The following is a 21,889-nucleotide window of genomic DNA, read 5'->3' as shown; positions in this document are numbered from 1 at the left end:
GGCCCACGTTGATATCTTCCGGGGCTCGCAAGCTCGCTCCTCAGATATCAAGGAACCGCACGTCCTTGGCGTTGCGCTGGATGAAGGTGCGGCGGGACTCGACGTCCTCGCCCATGAGAATCGAGAAGATCTCATCGGCCGCGGCCGCGTCGTCCATGGTCACCTGCAGCAGTGTCCGGTGGTCCGGGTCCATCGTGGTGTCCCAGAGCTCGGAGTAGTCCATCTCACCCAGGCCCTTGTAGCGCTGGATGCCGTTGTCCTTGGGGACCCGCTTGCCCTGCGCGGCGCCGGACTCGAGGAATGCGTCGCGCTCCCGGTCCGAGTACACGTAGTCGTGCGGGGCGTTGCTCCACTTGATCCGGTACAGCGGCGGCTGCGCGAGGTACACGTGCCCGTGCTCGATGAGCGGACGCATGTACCGGAACAGCAGGGTGAGCAGCAGGGTGCAGATGTGCTGGCCGTCGACATCGGCATCGGCCATGAGCACGATCTTGTGGTACTTGAGCTTCGTGATGTCGAAGTCCTCGCCGATGCCCGTGCCGAACGAGGTGATCAGCGCCTGCACCTCGGCGTTGGACAGGGCCTTGTCGAGCCGGGCACGCTCGACGTTCAGGATCTTCCCGCGTAGCGGCAGGATCGCCTGGTTGTGCGGGTTACGTCCACGCACCGCCGAACCGCCGGCCGAGTCGCCCTCGACGACGTAGATCTCGCACTCGTCGGGGAACCGCGACTGGCAGTCCCTGAGCTTGCCCGGCATGCCGCCGCCGTTCAAGACGCCCTTGCGGCGGGTCGCCTCCCGCGCCTTGCGCGCCGCGATCCGGGCCTGTGAGGCCGAGATCGCCTTGCGGATGACATCGCGCGCCTCGCCCGGGTGGGCGTCGAACCAGTCGATGAGCTGTTCACGCACCACGCGCTGCACGAAGGTCTTGGCCTCCGTGTTTCCGAGCTTCGTCTTGGTCTGCCCCTCGAACTGCGGCTCGCCGAGCTTGACGGAGATGACGGCGGTGAGGCCCTCGCGGATGTCGTCACCCGTGAGGTTGTCGTCCTTCTCCTTGATGATCCCCTTGTCCCGCGCGTAGCTGTTGACCAGCGTGGTCATCGCAGCGCGGAACCCCTCCTCGTGCGTGCCGCCCTCCGTGGTGGAGATCGTGTTGGCGAACGTGTGCACCGACTCGCTGTAGGCGCTCGTCCACTGCAGGGCGACCTCCACGGCGATCTTGCGCTCCGTGTCCTCGCTCTCGAACGAGATCACGTCGGGGTGGATGAGCTCCACCCGCTTCGCGGAGTTGAGGTGGTGGACGTAGTCCATGAGGCCGTGCTCGTACTTGTACGTGACCGTGCGCCAGCTCCCCGGGGCCTGGTCCGGGTCAAGCGGTTGTCCGTCTGCGTCCGGCAGGCTCGCGGTCCCGACGACCTCGTCCGCCGCCACCTCTGGCTCTGCTCCCGTGACCTCGTCGGTCGGGGAGGAGTGGCCGGCACGCTCGTCTGTGAGCGTGATCTTCAGGCCCTTGTTGAGGAACGCGTACTGCTGGAACCGGGCGCGGAGCGTCTCGAAGTCGTACTCCGTGGTCTCGAAGATCGACCCGTCTGCCCAGAACGTCTGCGTGGTTCCGGTCTGCTCATCGGCACCGAGCGGCTCCAGCCGGTCGACACCGGTCACGGGGTTGCCGCCCTCGGTGTACTCCTGGCGCCAGTTGTAACCGTCGCGACGTACCTCCGAGACGAACTTGTAGCTCAGTGCGTTCACCACGGACATGCCGACGCCGTGCAGGCCACCGGACACTGCGTAGCCGCCACCGCCGAACTTTCCGCCGGCGTGGAGGATCGTCATGACGACCTCGAGCGTCGGCTTGCCCTCGGTGGGGTGCATGGCTACCGGAATGCCTCGACCGTCGTCGGTGACGCGCACGCCGCCGTCGGCCATGAGCCGCACGTCGATCTCTGTGGCGTGGCCCGCCAGGGCCTCGTCCACAGCGTTATCCACAATCTCGTACACAAGGTGGTGGAGCCCACGCTCACCGGTCGATCCGATATACATGCCCGGTCGCTTACGAACGGCCTCGAGACCTTCCAGGACTGTGATGTTCCCGGCGTCGTAGCCGCCGTCGATTCGCTCTGTCACGGGCGGGGTTGCTCCTCGTCTTTCAGGCACACGATGTGCACGACGACGGACGTACCAGCTGGCTGCACGAGCGGCTCGGACCCCTCAGGGTTCATGCCGTGCTCGGGTGCTGACGTACGGTCCGACGGCTCGTCGGTGCTCAGCGTTCCGGGCCCTCAGGACGATCCTGGGAACCCGGCGCGGTTGACCCCCTCATACTACCTTCTGAGCGGCGAAAACCCGGGATCCGAGGCGGTTTGTGGCCACTCCTCCACAACCTTTCTCCACAGGGTGATTTTTGGGCTCCTGGAGGGGTTCGTGGACGGCCGCCGAGCCCTCGGTCGGAGGGCCTTCGGACCCTCGGTGACGGGTCGCCGTGCTGCAGCACCGGGCGACCACCGCACACCCGTTCGGCATGCGGTGTCCCAGCACAACGAAACATCTCCGAATCGTCATGCAGAACCATGTCGAAGGTCAGCACCTTTCCGGGCTGAAGGTGATATTTCTCTGATTTGTCCTTTTCTGCTCTAATGGCGCCGACCGGTCATATGCGCAACTTGCGCCCAGTCTCTCTCGAAGGACTTCACTGTGAAGAAACTCCTCGCGGGCGGCGCCCTCGCCGCTCTCACGCTCGGCGGCCTTGTCGTCGGCGCGGCACCCGCGTCCGCCCACATCCCCGGCGCCGATGGACAATGCGTCGCCGAGGCCAACCTCTCCTACGTCTCGGCCGCGGCCAAGATGTACCCCGCCGACGCCAGCGTCATCGTCGTCATCGACGGTGAGCAGGTCGAGTCCGGCACGTTCGACCAGATCGGCTTCAAGTCCGGCAACAACGAGGCGCAGTTCGAGTACAGCTACGACAAGAAGTTCGACACGCTCGACCCGACGATCGACCACAGCTGGTCCGTCTCCTTCGACTCGCCAGATGGTCAGGGTGTCAAGGACTTCGGCGGCACCATCGAGGCTTGTGTCGATGCGGCGCCCTCCCCGGAGCCGACCGAACCTCCCGTCACAGAGGAGCCGTCGGAGGAGCCCACGGTGGAGCCGCCCGCACCGACCGAGCCCCCCACGGAGCCGACGGAAGAGGCCCCGGTCGCGCCCGTCGACGACGAGCCGAGCGCGTCCCCCAGCCCGGTCGCCGAGGACGAGCCCGAGGTGCTCGCAGCTACCGGTGCGACCGTCGGCGGCGCTGTCGCGTTCGCCGCGCTGCTCGCCGCTGGTGGCATCGCCCTCGTCTGGGCCCGCAAGCGCATGCAGAACGCGTGAGCAAGTAGCTCCCGGCTGACGCTACGGCGCGGCTGATCCGAGAAGGGCTCCCCGGCACAGCCGGGGAGCCCTTCTTGCTGTGTCCGACTGTTGCCGCCTGCTTGCCCGGTCCGTCCACAGGTCGCACGCCGACGTGGGGGAGCGGCTCAGCCCCAGGTGTCCCGCGGGCCTGGACCTCGTACCGACCGGGGCCCTCTCCGGAAACCCGGGCCGGCCGGTCCAAGCACCGTGACTTCCTCGACCACACCCTCCCCGATCTCCTCCGCCATGCGTCGCCGCAGCGTCGGAGCGAGCAGCCGCAGCTGCGTCGCCCAGGCGGTCGAGTCAGCCCGCACCACGAGCACCTTGTCCTCGAAGGTCTCCGGTGTGCAGTGATCGGCGATCTCCGGGCCCACGACCTCGCGCCAGCGGCCCATGACACCGCCGACGGAGACGTCCTCGGTCCAGCCCTTCTCACGAAGCAGCCGCCCCACCACCGCGCCGAGCAGCTGTGGGTCGCGCGCGCCAGGTCCCGCTCCGCTCGACCGTGGTTCGGCCAGCGGGGAGCGGCGCGACGGCGCTCCGGGGCGCAGGCCACGAGCACGAGCCGCTGCCTTGGCCCGGTTGAGGGCCGCACGCGCCACCTCGGAGGCGGGAGTCAAAGGGGGCTCAGAGTTATCCACAGGCCCCTGTGGAGAGTCGTCAGTCACGGGTCACCGTCCCAGGTTCCACGTGAAACCGTACGCCGTCCAAGGTGGTGGGGATGTCCTCGGGAACGGCAGCTGTCACGAGTACCTGGCGGGCCGGCAGCACCAGGTCGGCGAGCCGTTGCCTGCGTCGGACGTCAAGCTCGGCAAACACGTCGTCGAGGATCAGTACGGGATCGGCATCCGTCCCCAGTTCCGGGTCCCAGAAGGCGGGTGAATCCGCCGAATTCTGCGGATCTCCCCCCAGTAGGCGGAACGACGCGAGCCGCAGCGCGAGTGCGAACGACCAGGATTCACCGTGACTTGCATAGCCCTTCGCCGGCAGGCCGCCAAGCGTCAGCACGAGGTCGTCACGGTGCGGACCGACGAGGCTGACTCCGCGTTCCAGCTCCTGTGGCCGAGCCGTGACCAGGGCTTCCGACAACAGGTCCCGCAGGTGCCCCACGTCGGCAAAGTTATCCCCAGACCCTGTGGACAACTCCGGTGGATGGCCGGTCGGGAGCGCCGTCAGCGACGACCGATAGGTGATCTCTGCGTGCGCGTCAGCGTCGCTCACCTGCTCGTACGCGGCCGCGACGGCAGGACGCAGCGCGTTGACGAGCTGGACCCGCAGGGACAGGATCTCCGCACCGAGCTCGGCGAGCCGAGCATCCCAGACATCGAGTGTCGCGAGCTCGGCGGCCGCCGCGCTCTCGGCTCGCGCCGAGCCGCTCGCACGGCGCGACGCCCGAGCCGACTTGAGCAGTGCCGAACGCTGCCGCAGTACCCGCTCGTAGTCCGACAGCACGGCCGACACCCGGGGCATCATCAGGACGAGCAGCTGGTCCATGAACCGGCGTCGTCCGTCCGGCTCTCCCTTGACGAGGGCAAGGTCCTCGGGCGCGAAGAGCACCGTCCGTAGCAATCCCAGCACGTCCCGCGCCCGCACCGCCTGGCCACGATTGATCCGAGCGCGGTTCGCCTTGCCCTGCGTGATCTCCAGCTCAACGGTGCTCGCGCGGTCGCCTCGAACGACGCGCGTGCGCACGATGGCGCGGTCGGCACCCGCCCGAATGAGCGGCGCGTCGGTGGCGACCCGGTGCGAACCGAGCGTCGCGACGTAGCCGATCGCCTCGACGAGGTTGGTCTTGCCCCGGCCGTTGCGCCCTACGAAGGCGTTGACCCCTGGCTCGAGCTCCACGTCGGCCGACTCATACGACCGGAAGTCCAGCAGGGAGAGGTGGGAGACGTACATCGCTAGAAGATCGTACGTCCCGCGCGCTACTCCGCCGACTTCACCGCGTGTCCGCCGAACTGCTGACGCAGCGCGGCCACCGCCTTCATGGCCGGCGACTGCTCCTGGCGGGAGGCGAACCGGGCGAACAGCGCCGCAGAGATGACCGGGAGCGGAACCGCCATGTCGATCCCCTCGTCGACGGTCCACCGGCCCTCGCCGGAGTCGTCCACCCAGTCGTCCAGGAGGGCAAGCTTCGGGTCCTGCTCGAGCGCCTTGACCATGAGATCCAGGAGCCAGGACCGGACGACGGTGCCGCGGCTCCACGCCCTCATGGTGCCGTGCACGTCGGTGATGACGTCCGACTTCGCGGCCAGGAGCTCGTAGCCCTCGGCATAGGCCTGCATGAGGCCGTACTCGATGCCGTTGTGGACCATCTTGGCGTAGTGGCCCGCCCCCACGCCGCCCGCGTGCACGAAGCCCTGCTCGCGGGGCCCCTCCGGGCGCAGAGCGTCGAAGACCGGCATGACGGCCTCTACGTCAGCCTCAGCACCGCCGACCATCAGGCCGTACCCGTTGTCCAGGCCCCAGACGCCGCCGCTCACACCGACGTCGAGGTAGCCGATGCCCTTCTCAGCCAGCTCCGCGGCACGCTCCTGGTCCTCGACGTAGTGCGAGTTGCCGCCCTCGATGACGATGTCGCCCTCGGTCAGGATCGCAGCGAGCTGGTCGAGCACGCCACGCGTGGCCTCGCCCGCGGGAACCATGACCCAGACGACCCGCTTGTCCTGCGGGAGCGCAGCTGCCAGGTCTGCGAGCGTCGGGACGTCCGACACCTCCGGCCGCGGATCGAATCCGGTGACCTCGATACCGCCGTTGCGCAGGCGGGACCGCATGTTGTTGCCCATCTTCCCCAGGCCGACGAGGCCGATGTGGGTGACCATGTGCGTGCTTCCTCCGGGTCGATCAATCAACGGGCTCGCTCGTGGCGGCCGTTCTAGACGCAGGCTGGCTGTCCAGACTGACGATGTCGGGCTGTGGATATCGGGGCGCGTCCGCTGGACGGCCCCGACCGTCAGCCGGTGAAGCGGATCGGGACCAGCAGGTATCGGTAGGCGGAGTCGTCCTCGCCGTCCAGGCTCCCCTGGCCGGTGAACTCGACCGGCTTGTTGGGGTGGGTGAACGAAAGGCGAACGAAGTCGGTGCCCAGCGCGCCCAGTCCGTCCAGCAGGAACTGCGGGTTGAACGCGACGGCGATGTCCTCGCCCACGAGCACTGCCTCCAGCGCCTCGGACGCCTGTGCGTCGTCGCCGTGGCCGGCGTCGAGCACGACCTGGCCCTCGCTGAACGACAGGCGGATCGGGGTGTTGCGCTCCGCGACCAGGCTTACCCGCTTCGCCGCCTCGATCAGGGGCGCGGTGGCGACCACTGCGTGGATCGGCGTGGAGTCCGGGAACAACCGGCGGACGGCGGGGTAGTCACCCTCGACGAGCTGGGAAGTGGTCTGGCGGCCACCCGCCTCGAAACCCACAAGGTCGAGGCCCTGGCCTGTGGACAACCCGAGGTTCACGAGGCCGCCCGAGCCGAGCGACTTGGCGACGTCGTTCAGCGTGCGTGCGCGGATGAGTGCCACGGCGGAGAACCCGGGCGTAGCCGGGGTCCACGTGAGCTCGCGGAGCGCGAGACGGTAGCGGTCCGTGGACAGGAGCGTGATGCGCTCGCCCTCGATCTCCACCCGGACGCCTGTCAGCAGGGGCAGCGTGTCGTCGCGGCTGGCGGCGACGGTCACCTGGGCGACTGCGTGAGTGAACGCGTCGCCGGAGACGGTACCGCTGACCTCCGGGAGCCCCGGGAGTGCCGGGTACTCGTCCACAGGCATGGTGAGAAGTGTGAACCGGCTGGCACCACAGGTCACGATCACCTTGTTGCCCTCGAGAGCAACGTCAACGGGCTTGTTGGGCAGTGCCCGGGAGATCTCGGCGAGCAGGCGGCCGGAGACCAGCACGGTTCCCGGCTCCGCGACCTCTGCAGGGATCTCCGACCGCGCGGATGTCTCGTAGTCGAAGCTCGCGAGGTTGATCACGCCCTGTGCGTCTGCCTCGATCCGGACACCGGCAAGCACGGGAGCCGGTGGGCGCGTGGGGAGCGTGCGAGCGGTCCATGTCACGGCATCGGCGAGGACGTCGCGCTCGACCCTGAACTTCATGCCGTTGCATCTCCTCTTGTTCCTGGACTGTCAGAGGGAAACCCTACGCGAGTTGGTGACCGCGTGGCACTCGATAGGCGGCGGCTGTGGATGGACTTCCTCAGGGCATTAGTACTAATGTTCGAAGAGGCCGGTCCAGCGCTCGGCCAGCCTGATGAAGGCGTGTGGATTCCCTCTTAGATATAGATGTCGTAGTAGTAGTCGGTGTTGTGGAAACTGGGGATATCCGGTCTTCGCGCAGGTCAGAGGCCATTTTCTCCTGTGGAGGAGCTGTGGGCGCTTCTGTGCATGAACTGGGGGCACCTGTGGAGGGCCGATTTTTGCACACAGGCTGTCCACCGATTTGGGGGTCGTCGCCCACAGAAAATCGGGGTTCATCCACACCCGTCCACAGCCTTGTCCCCAGGGGGAAAGGGGCTGGTCAGGGCGGAGTGTCGAGTTCTGCACAGTTCTCGTCCACAGCGCTGGGGACAGACGAAGCAGAACGGCTGGAACCCGGGGTTCTGCATGTGGATAGACCTGTGGAGGTGCGTATACGCAACACCCCCGTGCACCGGTGGGGCTGTGCACAGGGGTGGGGATAAGGGTGGAAAGAGCTTGGCCGTCCGATTTCGAGGCGGTGGGAAGTTGTCCCGAGCTCAGCCGCGCTGCTGCTGCTTGATCCGGCTCGTGAGCTCGGTGACCTGGTTGTAGGTCGAGCGGCGCTCCGCCATCTGGCCCGCGATCTTCTTGTTCGCGTGCATGACAGTGGTGTGGTCACGCCCCCCGAACTGCTGGCCGATCTTCGGCAGCGACAGGTCCGTCAGCTCGCGGCACAGATACATGGCGATCTGCCGGGCGGTCACCAGCACACGGGACCGTGACGAGCCGCACAGGTCGTCGATGGTCAGGCCGAAGTAGGCGGCGGTCTGTGCGATGACGACGGCCGGTGTGATCTCGGTGGTGTCGTCGTCGTCCGTGATGAGGTCCTTGAGGACTATCTCAGCGAGGGCGAGGTCCACCTGCTGGCGATTCAGGTTCGCGAACGCGGTGACGCGGATCAGAGCACCTTCGAGCTCCCTGATGTTCGTCGAGATGCGCGAGCCGATGTAGGAGAGCACGTCCGCCGGCACGTCGAGGTGCTCGCTCGCCGCCTTCTTCCGCATGATCGCGATGCGGGTCTCGAGGTCGGGCGGCTGGACATCGGTGATGAGGCCCCACTCGAAGCGGGAGCGCAGCCGGTCCTCGAAGCCGTTGAGCTGCTTCGGCGGGACATCGGACGTGATCACTACCTGCTTGTTGGCGTTGTGCAGCGCGTTGAACGTGTGGAAGAACTCCTCCATCGTCTGTTCCTTGCCCTGCAGGAACTGGATGTCGTCGATGAGGAGGACGTCGACGTCACGGTAGCGGCGCTGGAACGCCCCGGCCTTGCCCTCGCCGATGCTGTTGATGAAGTCGTTGGTGAACTCTTCGGAGTTCACGTACCGCACCCGGATGTGCGGGTACAGGTTGTGGACGTAGTGCCCGATGGCGTGGAGCAGGTGGGTCTTGCCCAGCCCCGAGTCGCCGTAGATGAAGAGCGGGTTGTACGCCTTGGCAGGGGCCTCGGCCACGGCGACGGCAGCCGCGTGCGCGAACCGGTTGGACGAGCCGATGACGAACGTCTCGAAGATGTACTTCGGGTTCAGCCGGGTGGGCTCTGCCGACGGCTTCGGGGCCGGCTGCGGCGCGATCGGCATCTGCGCCTGCTCGGGCTCCGGGGGCTCGTGCTCGAGGGAGAGCGCGGCAGGCCCGGAGATCTGCGACGGACCTGCGAGCGTCCGGCTGCTCAGCTCGGGGTCCACGGTGATGCCGAACCGAACATCCCTGCCGAGGACCGACGACATGGCCGAGACCAGGTCGTCGCGCACCGCCGTCTCCAGGTAGGTGCGGGTCTGCTCGTGAGGGACGGCGATGAACACCATGTCGTCCAGGACCGCCATCGGCTTGGCGAGGCGGATGAAGGCGAGCTGCCGGGGGCTCATATCGGGCCGGGCCTCGAGCGCCGTCAGGGTCTGTGCCCAGACGTCGCCGATGTTCTCGTCCGGGTTGGCCACTGGCTTTCCTTCGTCTTGTGCGCGGGGTGATGCGACTGCTGGGGGTGCCTTGGAGTCTGCCATGATGGGGCACCGTCCACACAGTTGTCCACAGGTTGTGGATGGCGCGGATCACCGCTGAACAAGTGGTACACGGGCCGGTCAGCGGGCCCCTCGGGAGGTCCCGTGCGGCGCCTGATGTGGCGCGCCTGACACGCATGATCCCGCCGTTCCGGTTTGACCCGGAGGGTGTGCACGGCGTAACGTCATACAGCCGTTCCAGGTACTTCTGCGCGCCCACATACGGATCCGAGCCGCGTCTCTCGACGTCGGTCACGACCATGTGGACCAGGCCCCGGGTCGGCTCGGCAGATCGCTGTACTGATCGGCCAACATTCACTGCATCGTCGAGGACAGACGGTGTGCCTACCCCGACGTTCTTGGAGTACCTCGTGAGCAAGCGGACCTTCCAGCCGAACACCCGCCGTCGTGCGAAGACCCACGGCTTCCGGCTGCGCATGCGCACCCGCGCCGGCCGCGCCATCCTGGCAGACCGCCGGCGCAAGGGTCGCGCCGAGCTCTCAGCCTGAGCCATGCTGCCCGCGGCGCACCGACTGCGCCGTTCCGTCGATTTTGAGCGGACGGTGCGCCGCGGCACGCGTGCAGGTCGATCGACCGTGGTGGTTCACCTCCTGGTTCCGGACGAAAATGTCTCGGACCCAGGATTGGGAACTCCACAGGTCGGTTTTGTCGTTTCCAAGGCTGTGGGTAACTCCGTGCAGCGCAATCTCGTGAAGCGTCGGCTACGCGCCGCTGCGGCCGAGCAACTCTCGGCGCTGCCGAGTGCTGCGCGGGCCGTCGTGCGCGCGCTTCCGCCGTCATCGTCGGCCACGTTCGCGGATCTCGAACGGGACCTCGACTCGTGCCTGCGCCGCGCTGTCGCACGGGCAACCGGAGATGGGAAGAGATGACGACCATCCCCGCACCCGAGGGTGAGGCACCACCGCGCGAGCCCTCGCTGATCGGCCGGCTCCCGGTAACCCTCCTCGTGGGGATGGTCCGCTTCTATCAGGCGTTCATCAGCCCGATGAGCCCTCCCAGCTGTAAGTACTACCCGTCCTGCTCGCAGTACGCCCTGATCGCGTTCCGGCGTCATGGTGCTCTGCGCGGGCTGGGGCTCGCGCTGTGGCGCTTGCTGCGGTGCAACCCGTGGAGTCTCGGCGGTGTCGACGATGTGCCGCCCGCGCGCGGCGCACACACCCACACCGAGGGCTGACCAGCTCCGGCTCGTGGTGCCGTACACGACACCCGCACCTCCCCCGCAGACTTCGCGTCACCAACTCTGGAGCTTCTTGACCGATGGACTTCTTCGCATTCCTCTGGCCGATCGAATGGGTCGTCGCCTGGATCATCTACGGGTCGCACTGGCTCTTCACGACGCTCGGGATGTCGACCGGCCCCGGCACAGCCTGGGTACTGTCGATCGTCGCCCTGGTGATCGTCATCCGCATCGTGCTCATCCCGCTCTTCTTCAAGCAGATCAAGGCCTCGCGCGGGATGCAGATGATCCAGCCCGAGCTGCAGGCCGTGCAGAAGAAGTACAAGGGCAAGACGGACCCGGCGTCTCGCGAGAACATGACCCGCGAGACCATGGAGCTCTACCGGAAGCACGGGACGAACCCGTTCGCCTCCTGCATGCCGATCCTGTTGCAGTCGCCGATCTTCTTCGCGTTGTTCCGCGTGCTGAACGGCCTGGAGAGCATCTCGACCGGTGACGCTGAGCCGATCGGCCCGATCACCCAGTCCGTTGCCGGTGACATCGAGTCCTCGACGCTCTTCGGGGCGCAGCTGAGCGACGTCTTCCTCCAGACGGACTCGTGGGTCTCGCGCACCGTCGTCATCGTGCTCATCGTGGCGATGAGCGTCACGACCTTCACCACGCAGCGTCAGCTGACCATGAAGAACATGCCGCCGTCGGCCCTCGAGGGCCCGATGGCGCAGACGCAGAAGATGATGCTGTACATGCTGCCGCTGGTTTTCGCGATCTCCGGCGTGAACTTCCCGGTCGGTGTGCTGATCTACTGGACCGTCACCAACCTCTGGTCCATGGGCCAGCAGTACTACACGATCAAGCGCATGCCCACTCCCGGCTCCATCGCTGAGAAGCAGATGAAGGAGCGGCAGGCTGCGAAGGCAGCCAAGCGTGCCGCCAAGAACGGTGAGGTCATCGAGGACGAGACGCCTGTGGTCGAGCAGCCGAAGACCGGTCAGCGCACGCAGCCGAAGCGCAAGGACCGGCAGAAGGGGGCGGCCCGTCCGGAGCCCACCCGGCCCGCCATCGCGCAGTCGGCTCCTCAGGACGCGCCCGACACGACGTCCGGCAAGCCTGCCGCGTCCAAGCCGAAGCCGTCCGGTACGACACCGAGCAAGCAGCCCGGTTCGAAGCCGAAGCCGTCCGGTACGACGCCCGGGGCCAGCCCGTCGTCGTCGGGCAAGCGCAAGCAGAAGAAGTAGGAGGAAGACGCGATGAACGCGAGCACAGGTACGGCCGCGCCGGATCCCGTGGCGCCGGTCGTGGATCCGGAAGATCGGACCAAGCGCCTCGAAGAAGAGGGCGAGATCGCAGCCGACTATCTCGAGGAGTTCCTCGACATCGCCGACCTCGACGGCGACATCGATCTGGACATCAAGCACGACCGTGCCGCGGTCGAGGTGGTAGCGGACGACCCCACGTCGCTCGCCCACCTCATCGGTGGCGAGGGCGAGGTGCTCGACGCGATGCAGGAGCTCACGCGCCTCGCCGTGCAGACCCGCACGGGTGAGCGCAGCCGCCTGATGCTCGACATCGGTGGGTACCGTGCCGCGCGCCGGGTCGAGCTGACACGCATCGCAGAGGTTGCGGTCGAGCAGGTGCGCAGCTCCGGCGAGGAGGTCGAGCTCGACCCGCTGAACGCTTTTGAGCGCAAGGTCGTGCACGACGCCGTCGCTGCGGCCGGCCTGGTCAGCGACTCGCGTGGCGTCGAGCCCGAGCGGTATGTCGTGGTGCAGCCGGCGGGGAGCCCTGCGGCAGTCACCGACTGACTCATTGGCTTCGGCCGAGGGCCGGTGTGCGTCCCGAGGACGTGCGCCGGCCCTCGGTGTGTTTGGCTACTTTTCGACAGCGACTGGAGGACGGGACGTGGAAGGTTCGGACGTGGCGGCGCAGGGGGAGCCCGGCGCGAGCGCTGAGGTGTCGGACGGCGAGACGCTCGGTGCGAGCGACGCCGTCAAGGCCTACCTGGGCGATGCGTACGACGGCGTGGCCCGCTACGCGGAAATGCTTCGTGACCAGGGCGAGCTGCGTGGGCTGATCGGTCCCCGCGAGGTGTCGCGCATCTGGGAGCGGCACATCCTGAACTCTGCTGCAGTGGTGCCATACCTCCCGGCATCTGGATCGGTGGCTGATATCGGATCTGGCGCTGGACTGCCTGGCGTGGTGGTCGCGGCGATGCGGCCGGAGCTGGAGGTGATCCTCGTCGAGCCGATGGAGCGACGTACGACCTGGCTCACGGAGGTCGTGGCAGAGCTGGGGCTGACGAACGTCCAGGTGAAGCGAGGGCGCGCGGAGGAGTTCCACGGTGCCTTCGAGGTAGATGCCGTGACGTCCCGAGCCGTGGCCGCGCTGTCGAAGCTGGTCCGGTTGAGCATGCCGCTCGTCCGGGTGGGCGGCGAGATGGTGATCCTCAAGGGACGGAGCGTTGCCGAGGAGATCGAGCCGGCACGCAAGGTTCTGCAGAAGTACGGCTCGGGGACCCCGGACGTCTTGGACGGTGTCACTGTCGAGGGCGTCGAGGCGACAACGATCGTGCGGGTGCGGCGCGCCAAGTAGATCTCGTCCAAGGACGATGTTTCACGTGGAACAGGAGCGGTCACCCTGGTGGGTGGCCGCTCCCGTTTGTGGTGCTGCTCGACCGCCGTGGCGGTCTACCGCCAGGCGCGGATGCCGGGGGAGTGCGAGTGATCCGGAGGGTGGGTGGGAGTCGCGGTTCACACCCGAGCACTCTTCGCGTGGGGTCGAGTCTCAAGAAGCGCCAACCGGGCGCGAATGCCTGCGGGTCGACTGGTTGGCCGGCGCCACAGGCGGGAGAGCGACGCCTCGATCGAGGGCTTGGCCGGTACGGCACTGGGGGGTGTTTCACGTGAAACAGGTCCAGGTGGTGGAGCTCGTGTACGACCATCGTCGGTGGCGTCCGGGGAGCCGCCCAAACGAACTGGGCGAGTGACGTTTCACGTGAAACCCGAGTGGCGAAGACCTGATCTCTGCTCCAAGGCGAAAGCGGTCATTCACGGCGTCGGGGCGTCCCCGCGGCGCCAATCTCGGGTCGTCTGGCTCGAATAGTGTCGAGCAGAGGATCTGATCACTCGGGAGTCGGCGTTTCGACACGCTTGAGCAGGTCGGCGACCTTAGCGTTACACGCGTGTGCTTCTTCAGACGAAAGTCCAAGCGAGTAGCGGCAGCCAAGTCTGTTGCGGCGCGCGCCGCCGCCCAGGCGTCCGACCCGTCCGCTTTGGAATCGGCCTCCACGAAGAGGGAGTCCGCGACAGAGGTAGACGAAGTGACGGCGGGTGCGTCAGAGGGGTCGTCGGCTGTCGCCGTGCTCACGGATCAGTCGGAGCCGGGCGCCGCGGCTGGGCCTGGTGCGTCGAGCGCGGATGGTTCCGGGTCCGGACCGGAGGAGACATCGAGCGACGCCCGACGGTCGGACCGTGCTACCGAAACGGTCGACCGGACGGGTCGAGCGGGCGGCGTTGCGGTCGACTCCCCGGTCGACGGAGCCGCTGACGAACCTGCTGACGAGGCCGGTCAGGCCGTCGGGGCGGAGTCCGAGCTCGAAGCCGGCCTCGATTTTGAACCCGAGTCCGAGGTCGGTTCCAAGACCGAGCCCGAGGTCGCGCCCGAGGTCGAGACTGGGACCAGCGATCCTGAGGCCGGGACCGAGGCCGGGACTGAGTCCGGGACAGAGTCGGGACGGCCGGAAGCAGTTCGACCTGACGCTGGGTCCGGGCCCGTAGGAGCTCCCGGAGCGGCGACTCTCACGGCAGGCGCTTCTGCCACCGGCGTCGTGGATGGCGGCACACCCGAGGCCGGCGCCGTCCTCACCGGTCCCACCAGCACCGCCGACACCAGCCCACGCGAGACGGTGGAAGCCGGGTCCAGCGCCGGGGACGGCAACAGGAGTGAGCCGGATCCGGCAGCTCCTCTCGGCCGGGAGCCTGGGCCGACCGAGCCGGAGGCGCAGGTTCCCTCGTCCGAGGACATGGCACTGCCGCTGCCGGAGATCGTGGACGACGGTCCCCGGGATCAGGTGTGGGGTCAGGACCGTCCTGCGGTCGAGGGGAAGAATGTGGCCGCGTTGAGCCAACTGATCGAGTCGGTCACGATGTCGACCTCGGGAGCTGGTGAACCGAGCACCACCGTGACGGGGCTGGCCGCACCGGCAGCAGGAGCGGCGGAGTTGCCGGAGGACTCCGCCGAGCGTGTGTTGGACCAACGGCTCGAGCAGGGCGACCCCGACGAGATGGAGGAGCTGCCGTCTGACCGGCCGGTTCCGGCTGATGCGATCCGGCGAGCGAGTGAGGCACTCGATGCGGCAGTCAACGCGGCGCCCGCGGTGATCGGATCGGCCTCTTGGGTGACGGAGGACGAGGATGTGGTCCTCGTCGACGCGGAACTCACACATTTCGACGGAGAAACTGGGCCGGAGTCCGAGCCAGAAGCGACGGCCAGCGATTACAGTGTCCGCGTGACGGATCCGATTCCTGTGCAGAGCCTCTCCGCTCCCGGTGTTTCACGTGAAACGTCTGGGCCCGTGCAGATGCCCAATGGCACGCAGCAGCCCACAGGCGGCCCGCACGGTGGCGATGACGAGCGTCGGTCAGCCCTCATCGCAACCGTCCCGGCCGTTGACGACACGACTCCTGTCGCCGCCGAGCTCGCAATGGACGCTCGTCGACGCATTGAACTCCAGGGGCGCCGGTTCCCGCGCCCACCGAAGACGCGCATCATCACGGTCGCGAACCAGAAGGGCGGCGTCGGTAAGACGACGACCACTGTGAACGTGGCTGCCGGACTGGCTCAGTCCGGTCTGAACGTGCTGGTGATCGACAACGATCCCCAGGGAAACGCCTCCACAGCGCTGGGGATCGAGCACCGCGCAGGCACGCCATCGGTTTACGAGGTGCTCGTGGAGGGCGAGTCCCTGGCGAGCACGGTCCAGCAGTGCCCTGACGTCCCGAACCTGTGGGGCGTGCCGGCGACCATCGACCTGTCCGGCTCCGAGATCGAGCTCGTCTCGCTTGTTTCACGTGAAACGAGACTCCGGAAGGCGATCGACAAGTACCTCGCCGACCGCATAGCGGCCGGTGAAGAGCGCATCGACTACGTGCTCATCGACTGCCCGCCGAGTCTCGGCCTCCTTACGGTCAACGCGTTCGTGGCGGGCCGTGAGGTCTTCATCCCCATCCAGTGCGAGTACTACGCGCTCGAAGGGCTGAGCCAGCTGCTGAAGACGATCGACCTCATCCGGTCTCATCTCAATCCGGAGCTGCGTGTCTCGTCGATCCTGCTGACCATGTACGACGGCCGCACCAACCTCGCGCAGCAGGTCGCGGGGGAGGTCCGGTCGCACTTCCCGGCGGAGACGTTCAAGACGACGATCCCGCGCTCGGTGCGGATCTCCGAAGCCCCGAGCTATGGCCAGACGGTGATGACCTACGACGCGACATCCACTGGTGCGCTGGCGTACCTTCAGGCATCCCGTGAACTGGCCGAACGCGGTCAGGGCGGATCGAGCCCTCGGCGTGCGATACAGGCCGAGCCGGTCGGGGCGCAGGACTGATGGTCCGCAGTGACGGACGGGGCCGGCCGGGCACCGTGACGATGGAGACGAAGCCCGTCCGCGCTCGGTGCGCGGCCGGAACCGACGAGGAGACACGATGAGTGCGAAGCGACGCGGGCTCGGGCGGGGCCTGGGCGCCCTGATCCCGACGGGTCCTGAGCTGGACGAGCGGGCGCCCGACGCGGGGCCGGGCGAGCCCGACGACGCCGACAACGCACTGGGCGGGTCGGTCGCAACGATCGTCGAGGAGCGGCCGTCGCCGGCGCTCGACGTGACGGATGAGATCCCCGTGAGCACGGTTTCGGTCGGCACTGTCGCCGCCGAGCCCGTCACCGAGAAGAAGGCTGTCAAGAACTCTGGGCCGCGCCCCAGCACCGTGAAGTGGGACTCCGCGATTGCCAGCGGCCGCCTCTCGGTTGCCAACGAGGCTGCGGAGGGCGGCGGCGCGTCGGCGTTGGACGACACCTTCTTCAGCCGTGAGGAGGGCGAGACCGCCGACGTTTCACGTGAAACAGCGGAGCTCGTGCCCGTTCCGGGCGCACGGTTCGCGGAGCTGCCCGTCACGGCGATCCGGCCGAACACCTGGCAGCCGCGGACGGTCTTCGACGAGGGGGACCTCGATGAGCTCGTCGAGTCGATCAAGGAGATCGGCGTGCTCCAGCCGATCGTGGTCCGGCCCGACAAGGAGCACCCTGGTGAGTACGAGCTCATCATGGGGGAGCGGCGCTGGCGTGCGACGCAGGCGGCGGAGCTGGAGACCATTCCGGCGATCGTTCGTGACACCGACGACGGTGACATGCTTCGCGACGCGCTGCTGGAGAACCTGCACCGCTCTGACCTGAATCCGCTCGAAGAGGCTGCAGCCTACCGCCAGCTCCTGGACGACTTCGGCTGCACGCACGAGGAGCTCGCGAATCGGATCGCGCGTAGTCGCCCGCAGATCTCGAACACCCTGCGGCTGCTGCGGCTGCCGCCGCTGGTGCAGCGGCGCGTCGCAGCAGGGGTACTCTCGGCCGGGCACGCCCGTGCGCTCCTCGGTCTGAGCGACGGCGCAGAGATCGAGCGGCTCGCTCAGCGCATCGTGTCGGAAGGACTCTCGGTCCGCGCGACCGAGGAGATCGTGATGCTGACGGAATCCGACGGCAGCAACGGAAAGACACGCAAGCCGCCGCGCGCCGGCACCCGCAGCGAAGCGGTGGACGAGCTGGCGACCCGGCTCTCCGACCGGTTCGAGACCCGGGTCAAGGTGGCACTCGGCAAGACCAAGGGCCGGATGACCGTGGAGTTCGCCTCGGTCGAGGACCTCAACCGGATTCTCAACGTGATGGCTCCTGAGGAGCGCGGTCTGCTGAAGCCGCAGTCCGACTCCTGACGGCCACCCGCAGAGAAGGTCGCCGGGCCGGCATCTCCTTCGGGAGATGCCGGCCCGGCGTTGTTTCACGTGGAACGTGGTGCGCTATCGCGCGGCGATCAGCGCGGTGTCGACGATCGTGCGGTACAGCGTCGCCAGGTCGTGACCGCTCGCCGCTACCGCCTGCGGCAGAAGTGACATCTCTGTCATACCCGGTGCCACGTTGACCTCGAGGATGTGTGCGGTCCCCGAGGCGTCGAGGATCAGGTCCGTGCGGGACAGCTGACGCAGGTGGAGCGCCTCGTGGGCACGCACGGCTGCGTCGGCCACCAGGGCGGACTGCTCCGCGGTGAGGCGAGCCGGTGCGAAGAACTCTGTCTCGCCTGCGACGTAGCGCGCGGCGTAGTCGTACCCACCGTCGGCGACGATCTCTACGGCGGGCAGCGCTTCGGGTCCGCGCGGACCGTCGATCACGCTGACCGCGAGCTCCGCACCGGTGATCGCCTGCTCGATGAGGGCTGTCTCGCCGTATGCGAAGCACTCCACCATCGCGCGAGGCAGGTCCTCGGCGCGAGTGACGACACTGACTCCGAGCGCGGACCCGCCCTCGGTCGGCTTGACCACGAGGGGGAGGCCGAGCCGCCGCACGATCGTGTCGAGCACCGGCTGCGCCCCGAGATCCCGGAACAGACTCTGGGGGAGGGTGACGTAGTCGGGCGTCGCGAGGCCCGCCTCGAGCAGGGCGGCCTTGGAGATGGGCTTGTTCCACACGACGCGACTCGCGCGCGGCCCAGTTCCCACGTAGGGCAGGCCGAGCATGTCGAGCACATCGCGCACGGACCCGTCCTCCCCGGACGCGCCGTGCAGCAGCGGCCAGACGACATCGGGCCGGGTCTCGCGCAGGAACGTCAGGAGCTCAGCGTCGACGTCGTGCACCACGACCTCCAGGCCGGTGGAGCGCAACGCGTCCGCAACGCGGCGCCCGGAGCGGAGGGACACGTCCCGTTCGTGCGACAGCCCCCCGGCAAGCACGACCACCAGGGGAGCGCCGGCCGCGGCGTCGTGCCTGGCCGCGGCGGAAGGGGAGCCAGCGAGGGCACCGGACGACGTCGGTGCGGACGAGGCGGAAGCGGAAGGGGTCATCGGGAGACTCACTCGGTCGAGGTCAACGGGTCAACAGGGCGGAGCAGCCATCGTGCCAGAAGCACTGGTCACCGGGGTGACCCGCGGTCCGACGTCGACGGTCGAAGGTCACGCGAGATCCGGGCCAGGACCCTCGACGTCGTCCGTGTCGGGATCCGGCCGCGCGGACGTACCGAAGATCTGCACCAGCTCGGACTCGCTGTTCACGACCCCGGCCAGCCGGCGCACACCCTCACGGATCCGGTCCGGCGTGGGGAAGCAGAAGGACAGCCGCATGTGGTCGGAGCCGCTGCCGTCGAAGTAGAAGGCGGTCCCGGGCACGTAGGCGACCCGCGCGGTCACCGCGCGGGGCAGCATGGCCCGGGCATCCAGGCCCCCGGGGAGCCGCACCCAGACGAAGAACCCGCCCTTCGGCACGTTCCACGATGCGCTCGGCAGGTGCTCGCCGAGTGCGCCGACGAGCGCGTCGCGTCGCTCGCGGTACAGCTCCCGGTAGGCCTTGATCTGCGCCTTCCAGTCACACGTCTCCAGGTAGGTCGCCACCGCGAGCTGGGAGGCGTTCGACGGCGACAGGACCGCCGACTCGCTGGCCAGCACGAGCTTGTCGCGCACAGCGTGCGGTGCGATGACGAAGCCGACCCGATAGCCGGGGGCGAACGTCTTCGAGAACGAGCCGAGGTACAGCACGCCGTCGGTGTCGTAGGAGCGCAGCGCCGCCATCGGTTCGTCGTCGAAGCCGAGCAGGCCGTAGGGGTTGTCCTCGACGACGAGGACGCCGTGCCGACGGCAGATCTCCAGCACCTGAGGACGGCGCTCGGCGGACAGCGAGACCCCTGCCGGATTCTGGAAGGTCGGGACGGTGTAGAGGAACTTCACGCGGCGCCCGTCGGCGGCGAGCCGGGTGAGCGTCGCGTCGAGCTCTCCGGGTACCAGGCCGTCGGCATCGAGCGGCACCTGGACGACGTCCGCCTGATAAGACCGGAAAACGCCGAGCGCGCCGACGTACGACGGTGCCTCGGCGAGCACCACATCGCCCGGGTCCACGAAGATGCGGGTCACCAGGTCCAGCGCGGACTGCGAACCAGTGGTGACCACGACGTCGTCGGGGTGGGCCGAGACGCCCTCGAGCGCGACGACCTGCGTGATGTGCTCGCGGAGACTCTCCTCGCCCTGGCCCGAACCGTACTGGAGGGCGGTCGTGCCTTTGGTGGCAATGAGCCGCTGCATGGTGTCGGCGATGACGTCGAGCGGAAGGCCCTCGAGATACGGCATGCCACCTGCCAGCGACACGACCTCCGGACGATTCGCCACCGAGAAGAGCGCTCGGATCTCCGAGGCCCGCATGCCGTGCGCTCGTGCCGCGTACGAACCGAACCATGGGTCGAGGCGGTTACCGGCGGTCTCGGGAAGCTCGTTCACGCGGCCCAGTCTCGCATGTGGGCGGTGTGCGGCTCAGTGTCCGTTCGTGGCGAAACGGTGAGATTCCGGGGCTTCCCGACGACAGAAGCGCGTGCCCGGCCCGCACCCGGTGGCATCACCAGGCGTGGATCCGGACACGCGCTCCCTGAGAGAAGTGCGGTCGCGGTACGTCCGTCAGACCGCGAGGACCTCTTCGATCTCCTCGGTCAGCGCGCGCTTCGGGCGAGCGCCGATGATCGACTTCACGACCTCGCCGCCCTTGTAGACGTTGAGCGTCGGGATCGAGACGATGCCGTAGTCCATGGCGGTCTGACGGTTCTCGTCGGTGTCGATCTTGACGATCTTGATCTTGCCCTCGTACTCGTCCGAGAGCTCTTCGAGGATCGGAGCCACCATGCGGCACGGTCCGCACCAGGTGGCCCAGAAGTCGACGAAGACGGGAATGTCAGAGTCGAGGACCTCGGTCTTGAAGGTGTCGTCGGTGACCTTGATGGTGCTCATCCAGCATCTCCTTGTTCATGGCCTCGTGCGGGGCCGAGCGGGGCGGGGCCGGTTGGAGCCGGCCGGAAGCTCAGTCGTTCAGCGAGTCGAGGAACGCCTGGGCGTCGAGCGCTGCGGAGCAGCCCGAGCCGGCGGCCGTGATCGCCTGGCGGTAGGTGTGGTCGACGGCGTCGCCGCAGGCGAAGACGCCGGGGAGGTTCGTGCGTGTGCTCCGGCCCTCGACGAGGATGTAGCCGTTCTCGTCCAGGTCGACCTGGCCCTTGACCAGGTCGGTGCGCGGCTCGTGTCCGATGGCGACGAAGAGGCCGGTCGCGTCCAGGTCCCTGACCTCGCCGGTGACGGTGTCGCGCAGGCTGATGCCTGCGACCTTGTTGTCACCCGTGATGCCGGCGATCTCGCTGTTCCAGGCGAACTCGATCTTCGGGTCCGCAATGGCTCGCTCGGCCATGATCTTGGAGGCGCGCAGGCCGTCGCGACGGTGCACCACGGTGACCTTGGAGGCGAACCGCGTGAGGAAGGTCGCCTCCTCCATCGCGGAGTCGCCACCGCCGACCACGGCGATGTCCTGGTCCCGGAAGAAGAAGCCGTCGCAGGTGGCGCACCACGAGACGCCACGACCGGAGAGACGCTTCTCGTCCGAGAGGCCCAGCTCGCGGTAGGCGGAGCCGGTGGCGAGGATGACGGAGCGGGCGCGGTACGTGTCGCCGCCACCGGTCACGATCGTCTTGACGTCGCCGGTCAGCTCGACCTGCTCAGCGTCGTCCCAGACGACCTTGGCACCGAACTTCTCGGCCTGCTCACGCATGGCGTCCATCATGTCCGGACCCTGGATCCCCGCAGGGAAACCGGGGAAGTTCTCCACCTCGGTGGTGTTCATCAGGGCGCCACCAGCCGTGACCGAGCCCGCGACGACAACGGGCGCAAGGCCTGCGCGCGCTGCGTAGATGGCTGCGGTATATCCCGCGGGGCCGGACCCCACGATGACGACGTCGAGCACGGGGGCGTCGGTTGTCCCGGCAGCCGGAGCTGTGGTCTGTTCGGTCAAGGCGATCTCCTCGAGTTCCATGGGGC

Annotated in this window: 19 protein-coding genes; 9 read left to right on the top strand and 10 right to left on the bottom strand. The window is 67.8% G+C overall.

From position 1 onward, the window contains the following. Positions 1-40: 40 nt before the first annotated feature. Complete coding sequence (gyrB, locus tag ACFS27_RS10785; protein WP_377182747.1) at positions 41-2,122, bottom strand: DNA topoisomerase (ATP-hydrolyzing) subunit B; 2,082 nt, start codon at positions 2,120-2,122, stop codon at positions 41-43. 567 nt (positions 2,123-2,689) lie between these two features. Between gyrB and ACFS27_RS10780 the strand changes: the two genes are divergently transcribed. Next, entirely contained in the window at positions 2,690-3,367 is a 678-nt protein-coding gene (locus tag ACFS27_RS10780; protein WP_377182745.1) for a hypothetical protein, read from the top strand. Between the two features lie 146 nt (positions 3,368-3,513). Here the strand turns inward: ACFS27_RS10780 and ACFS27_RS10775 are convergent, their stop codons facing one another. From ACFS27_RS10775 to dnaA, 5 genes are all read right to left on the bottom strand, one after another. Further along, complete coding sequence (locus ACFS27_RS10775; protein WP_377182743.1) at positions 3,514-4,008, bottom strand: DUF721 domain-containing protein; 495 nt, start codon at positions 4,006-4,008, stop codon at positions 3,514-3,516. A 40-nt stretch (positions 4,009-4,048) separates the two neighbouring features. After that, a complete protein-coding gene (gene recF, locus ACFS27_RS10770; RefSeq protein ID WP_377182741.1) occupies positions 4,049-5,287 on the bottom strand; it encodes a DNA replication/repair protein RecF in 1,239 nt (412 codons plus the stop codon). Between the two features lie 26 nt (positions 5,288-5,313). Then, complete coding sequence (gnd, locus tag ACFS27_RS10765; protein WP_377182739.1) at positions 5,314-6,210, bottom strand: phosphogluconate dehydrogenase (NAD(+)-dependent, decarboxylating); 897 nt, start codon at positions 6,208-6,210, stop codon at positions 5,314-5,316. Between the two features lie 131 nt (positions 6,211-6,341). Continuing rightward, complete coding sequence (gene dnaN / locus ACFS27_RS10760) at positions 6,342-7,472, bottom strand: DNA polymerase III subunit beta (RefSeq protein ID WP_357465315.1); 1,131 nt, start codon at positions 7,470-7,472, stop codon at positions 6,342-6,344. Positions 7,473-8,110: 638 nt separating this feature from the next. After that, positions 8,111-9,547 carry a chromosomal replication initiator protein DnaA gene (gene dnaA / locus ACFS27_RS10755; RefSeq protein ID WP_377182736.1) on the bottom strand — a complete coding sequence of 479 codons (1,437 nt, stop codon included), beginning with the start codon at positions 9,545-9,547 and terminating at the stop codon, positions 8,111-8,113. A gap of 431 nt (positions 9,548-9,978) precedes the next feature. Between dnaA and rpmH the strand changes: the two genes are divergently transcribed. The 8 genes from rpmH to ACFS27_RS10715 all read left to right on the top strand — a co-directional run bounded on the left by rpmH (position 9,979) and on the right by ACFS27_RS10715 (position 17,776). Continuing rightward, on the top strand, positions 9,979-10,116 hold the full coding sequence (gene rpmH, locus ACFS27_RS10750) for a 50S ribosomal protein L34 (protein WP_108493057.1): 138 nt from the start codon (positions 9,979-9,981) through the stop codon (positions 10,114-10,116). A gap of 3 nt (positions 10,117-10,119) precedes the next feature. Next, positions 10,120-10,497: a ribonuclease P protein component gene (gene rnpA / locus ACFS27_RS10745; RefSeq protein WP_377182734.1), complete on the top strand. Its 378-nt coding sequence runs from the start codon at positions 10,120-10,122 to the stop codon at positions 10,495-10,497. Beyond that, the gene (gene yidD, locus ACFS27_RS10740) at positions 10,494-10,802 is read left to right on the top strand and encodes a membrane protein insertion efficiency factor YidD (RefSeq protein WP_377182732.1); all 309 of its coding nucleotides are present in this window, start codon (positions 10,494-10,496) and stop codon (positions 10,800-10,802) included. The genes rnpA and yidD overlap by 4 nt, the downstream gene beginning before the upstream one ends. Before the next feature lie 83 nt (positions 10,803-10,885). Further along, the gene (gene yidC, locus ACFS27_RS10735; RefSeq protein ID WP_377182730.1) at positions 10,886-12,040 is read left to right on the top strand and encodes a membrane protein insertase YidC; all 1,155 of its coding nucleotides are present in this window, start codon (positions 10,886-10,888) and stop codon (positions 12,038-12,040) included. 12 nt (positions 12,041-12,052) lie between these two features. Further along, positions 12,053-12,607, top strand: coding sequence for a Jag family protein (locus ACFS27_RS10730; protein WP_377182728.1), 555 nt, complete (start codon positions 12,053-12,055; stop codon positions 12,605-12,607). A 97-nt stretch (positions 12,608-12,704) separates the two neighbouring features. Then, positions 12,705-13,394: a 16S rRNA (guanine(527)-N(7))-methyltransferase RsmG gene (rsmG, locus tag ACFS27_RS10725; RefSeq protein WP_377182726.1), complete on the top strand. Its 690-nt coding sequence runs from the start codon at positions 12,705-12,707 to the stop codon at positions 13,392-13,394. 1,234 nt (positions 13,395-14,628) lie between these two features. Continuing rightward, the gene (locus ACFS27_RS10720) at positions 14,629-16,404 is read left to right on the top strand and encodes a ParA family protein (RefSeq protein WP_377182724.1); all 1,776 of its coding nucleotides are present in this window, start codon (positions 14,629-14,631) and stop codon (positions 16,402-16,404) included. Between the two features lie 97 nt (positions 16,405-16,501). After that, a complete protein-coding gene (locus tag ACFS27_RS10715; protein WP_377182722.1) occupies positions 16,502-17,776 on the top strand; it encodes a ParB/RepB/Spo0J family partition protein in 1,275 nt (424 codons plus the stop codon). Positions 17,777-17,860: 84 nt separating this feature from the next. Here the strand turns inward: ACFS27_RS10715 and ACFS27_RS10710 are convergent, their stop codons facing one another. The 4 genes from ACFS27_RS10710 to trxB form a co-directional block, all read right to left on the bottom strand. After that, entirely contained in the window at positions 17,861-18,898 is a 1,038-nt protein-coding gene (locus ACFS27_RS10710; RefSeq protein ID WP_377182720.1) for a D-alanine--D-alanine ligase family protein, read from the bottom strand. 108 nt (positions 18,899-19,006) lie between these two features. Next, positions 19,007-20,317 carry an aminotransferase-like domain-containing protein gene (locus ACFS27_RS10705; protein ID WP_449301525.1) on the bottom strand — a complete coding sequence of 437 codons (1,311 nt, stop codon included), beginning with the start codon at positions 20,315-20,317 and terminating at the stop codon, positions 19,007-19,009. A gap of 174 nt (positions 20,318-20,491) precedes the next feature. Continuing rightward, positions 20,492-20,818 (bottom strand): thioredoxin, encoded by a 327-nt coding sequence (gene trxA / locus ACFS27_RS10700; protein ID WP_377182718.1) that lies wholly within the window; start codon positions 20,816-20,818, stop codon positions 20,492-20,494. A gap of 70 nt (positions 20,819-20,888) precedes the next feature. Next, positions 20,889-21,863 carry a thioredoxin-disulfide reductase gene (gene trxB / locus ACFS27_RS10695; RefSeq protein WP_377182716.1) on the bottom strand — a complete coding sequence of 325 codons (975 nt, stop codon included), beginning with the start codon at positions 21,861-21,863 and terminating at the stop codon, positions 20,889-20,891. Between the last annotated feature and the right edge of the window lie 26 nt (positions 21,864-21,889).

This window comes from Promicromonospora vindobonensis, from assembly GCF_042685865.1.
GTDB classification, from domain to species: domain Bacteria; phylum Actinomycetota; class Actinomycetes; order Actinomycetales; family Cellulomonadaceae; genus Promicromonospora; species Promicromonospora vindobonensis.
This window is presented reverse-complemented; position numbering and strand designations above follow the sequence as displayed.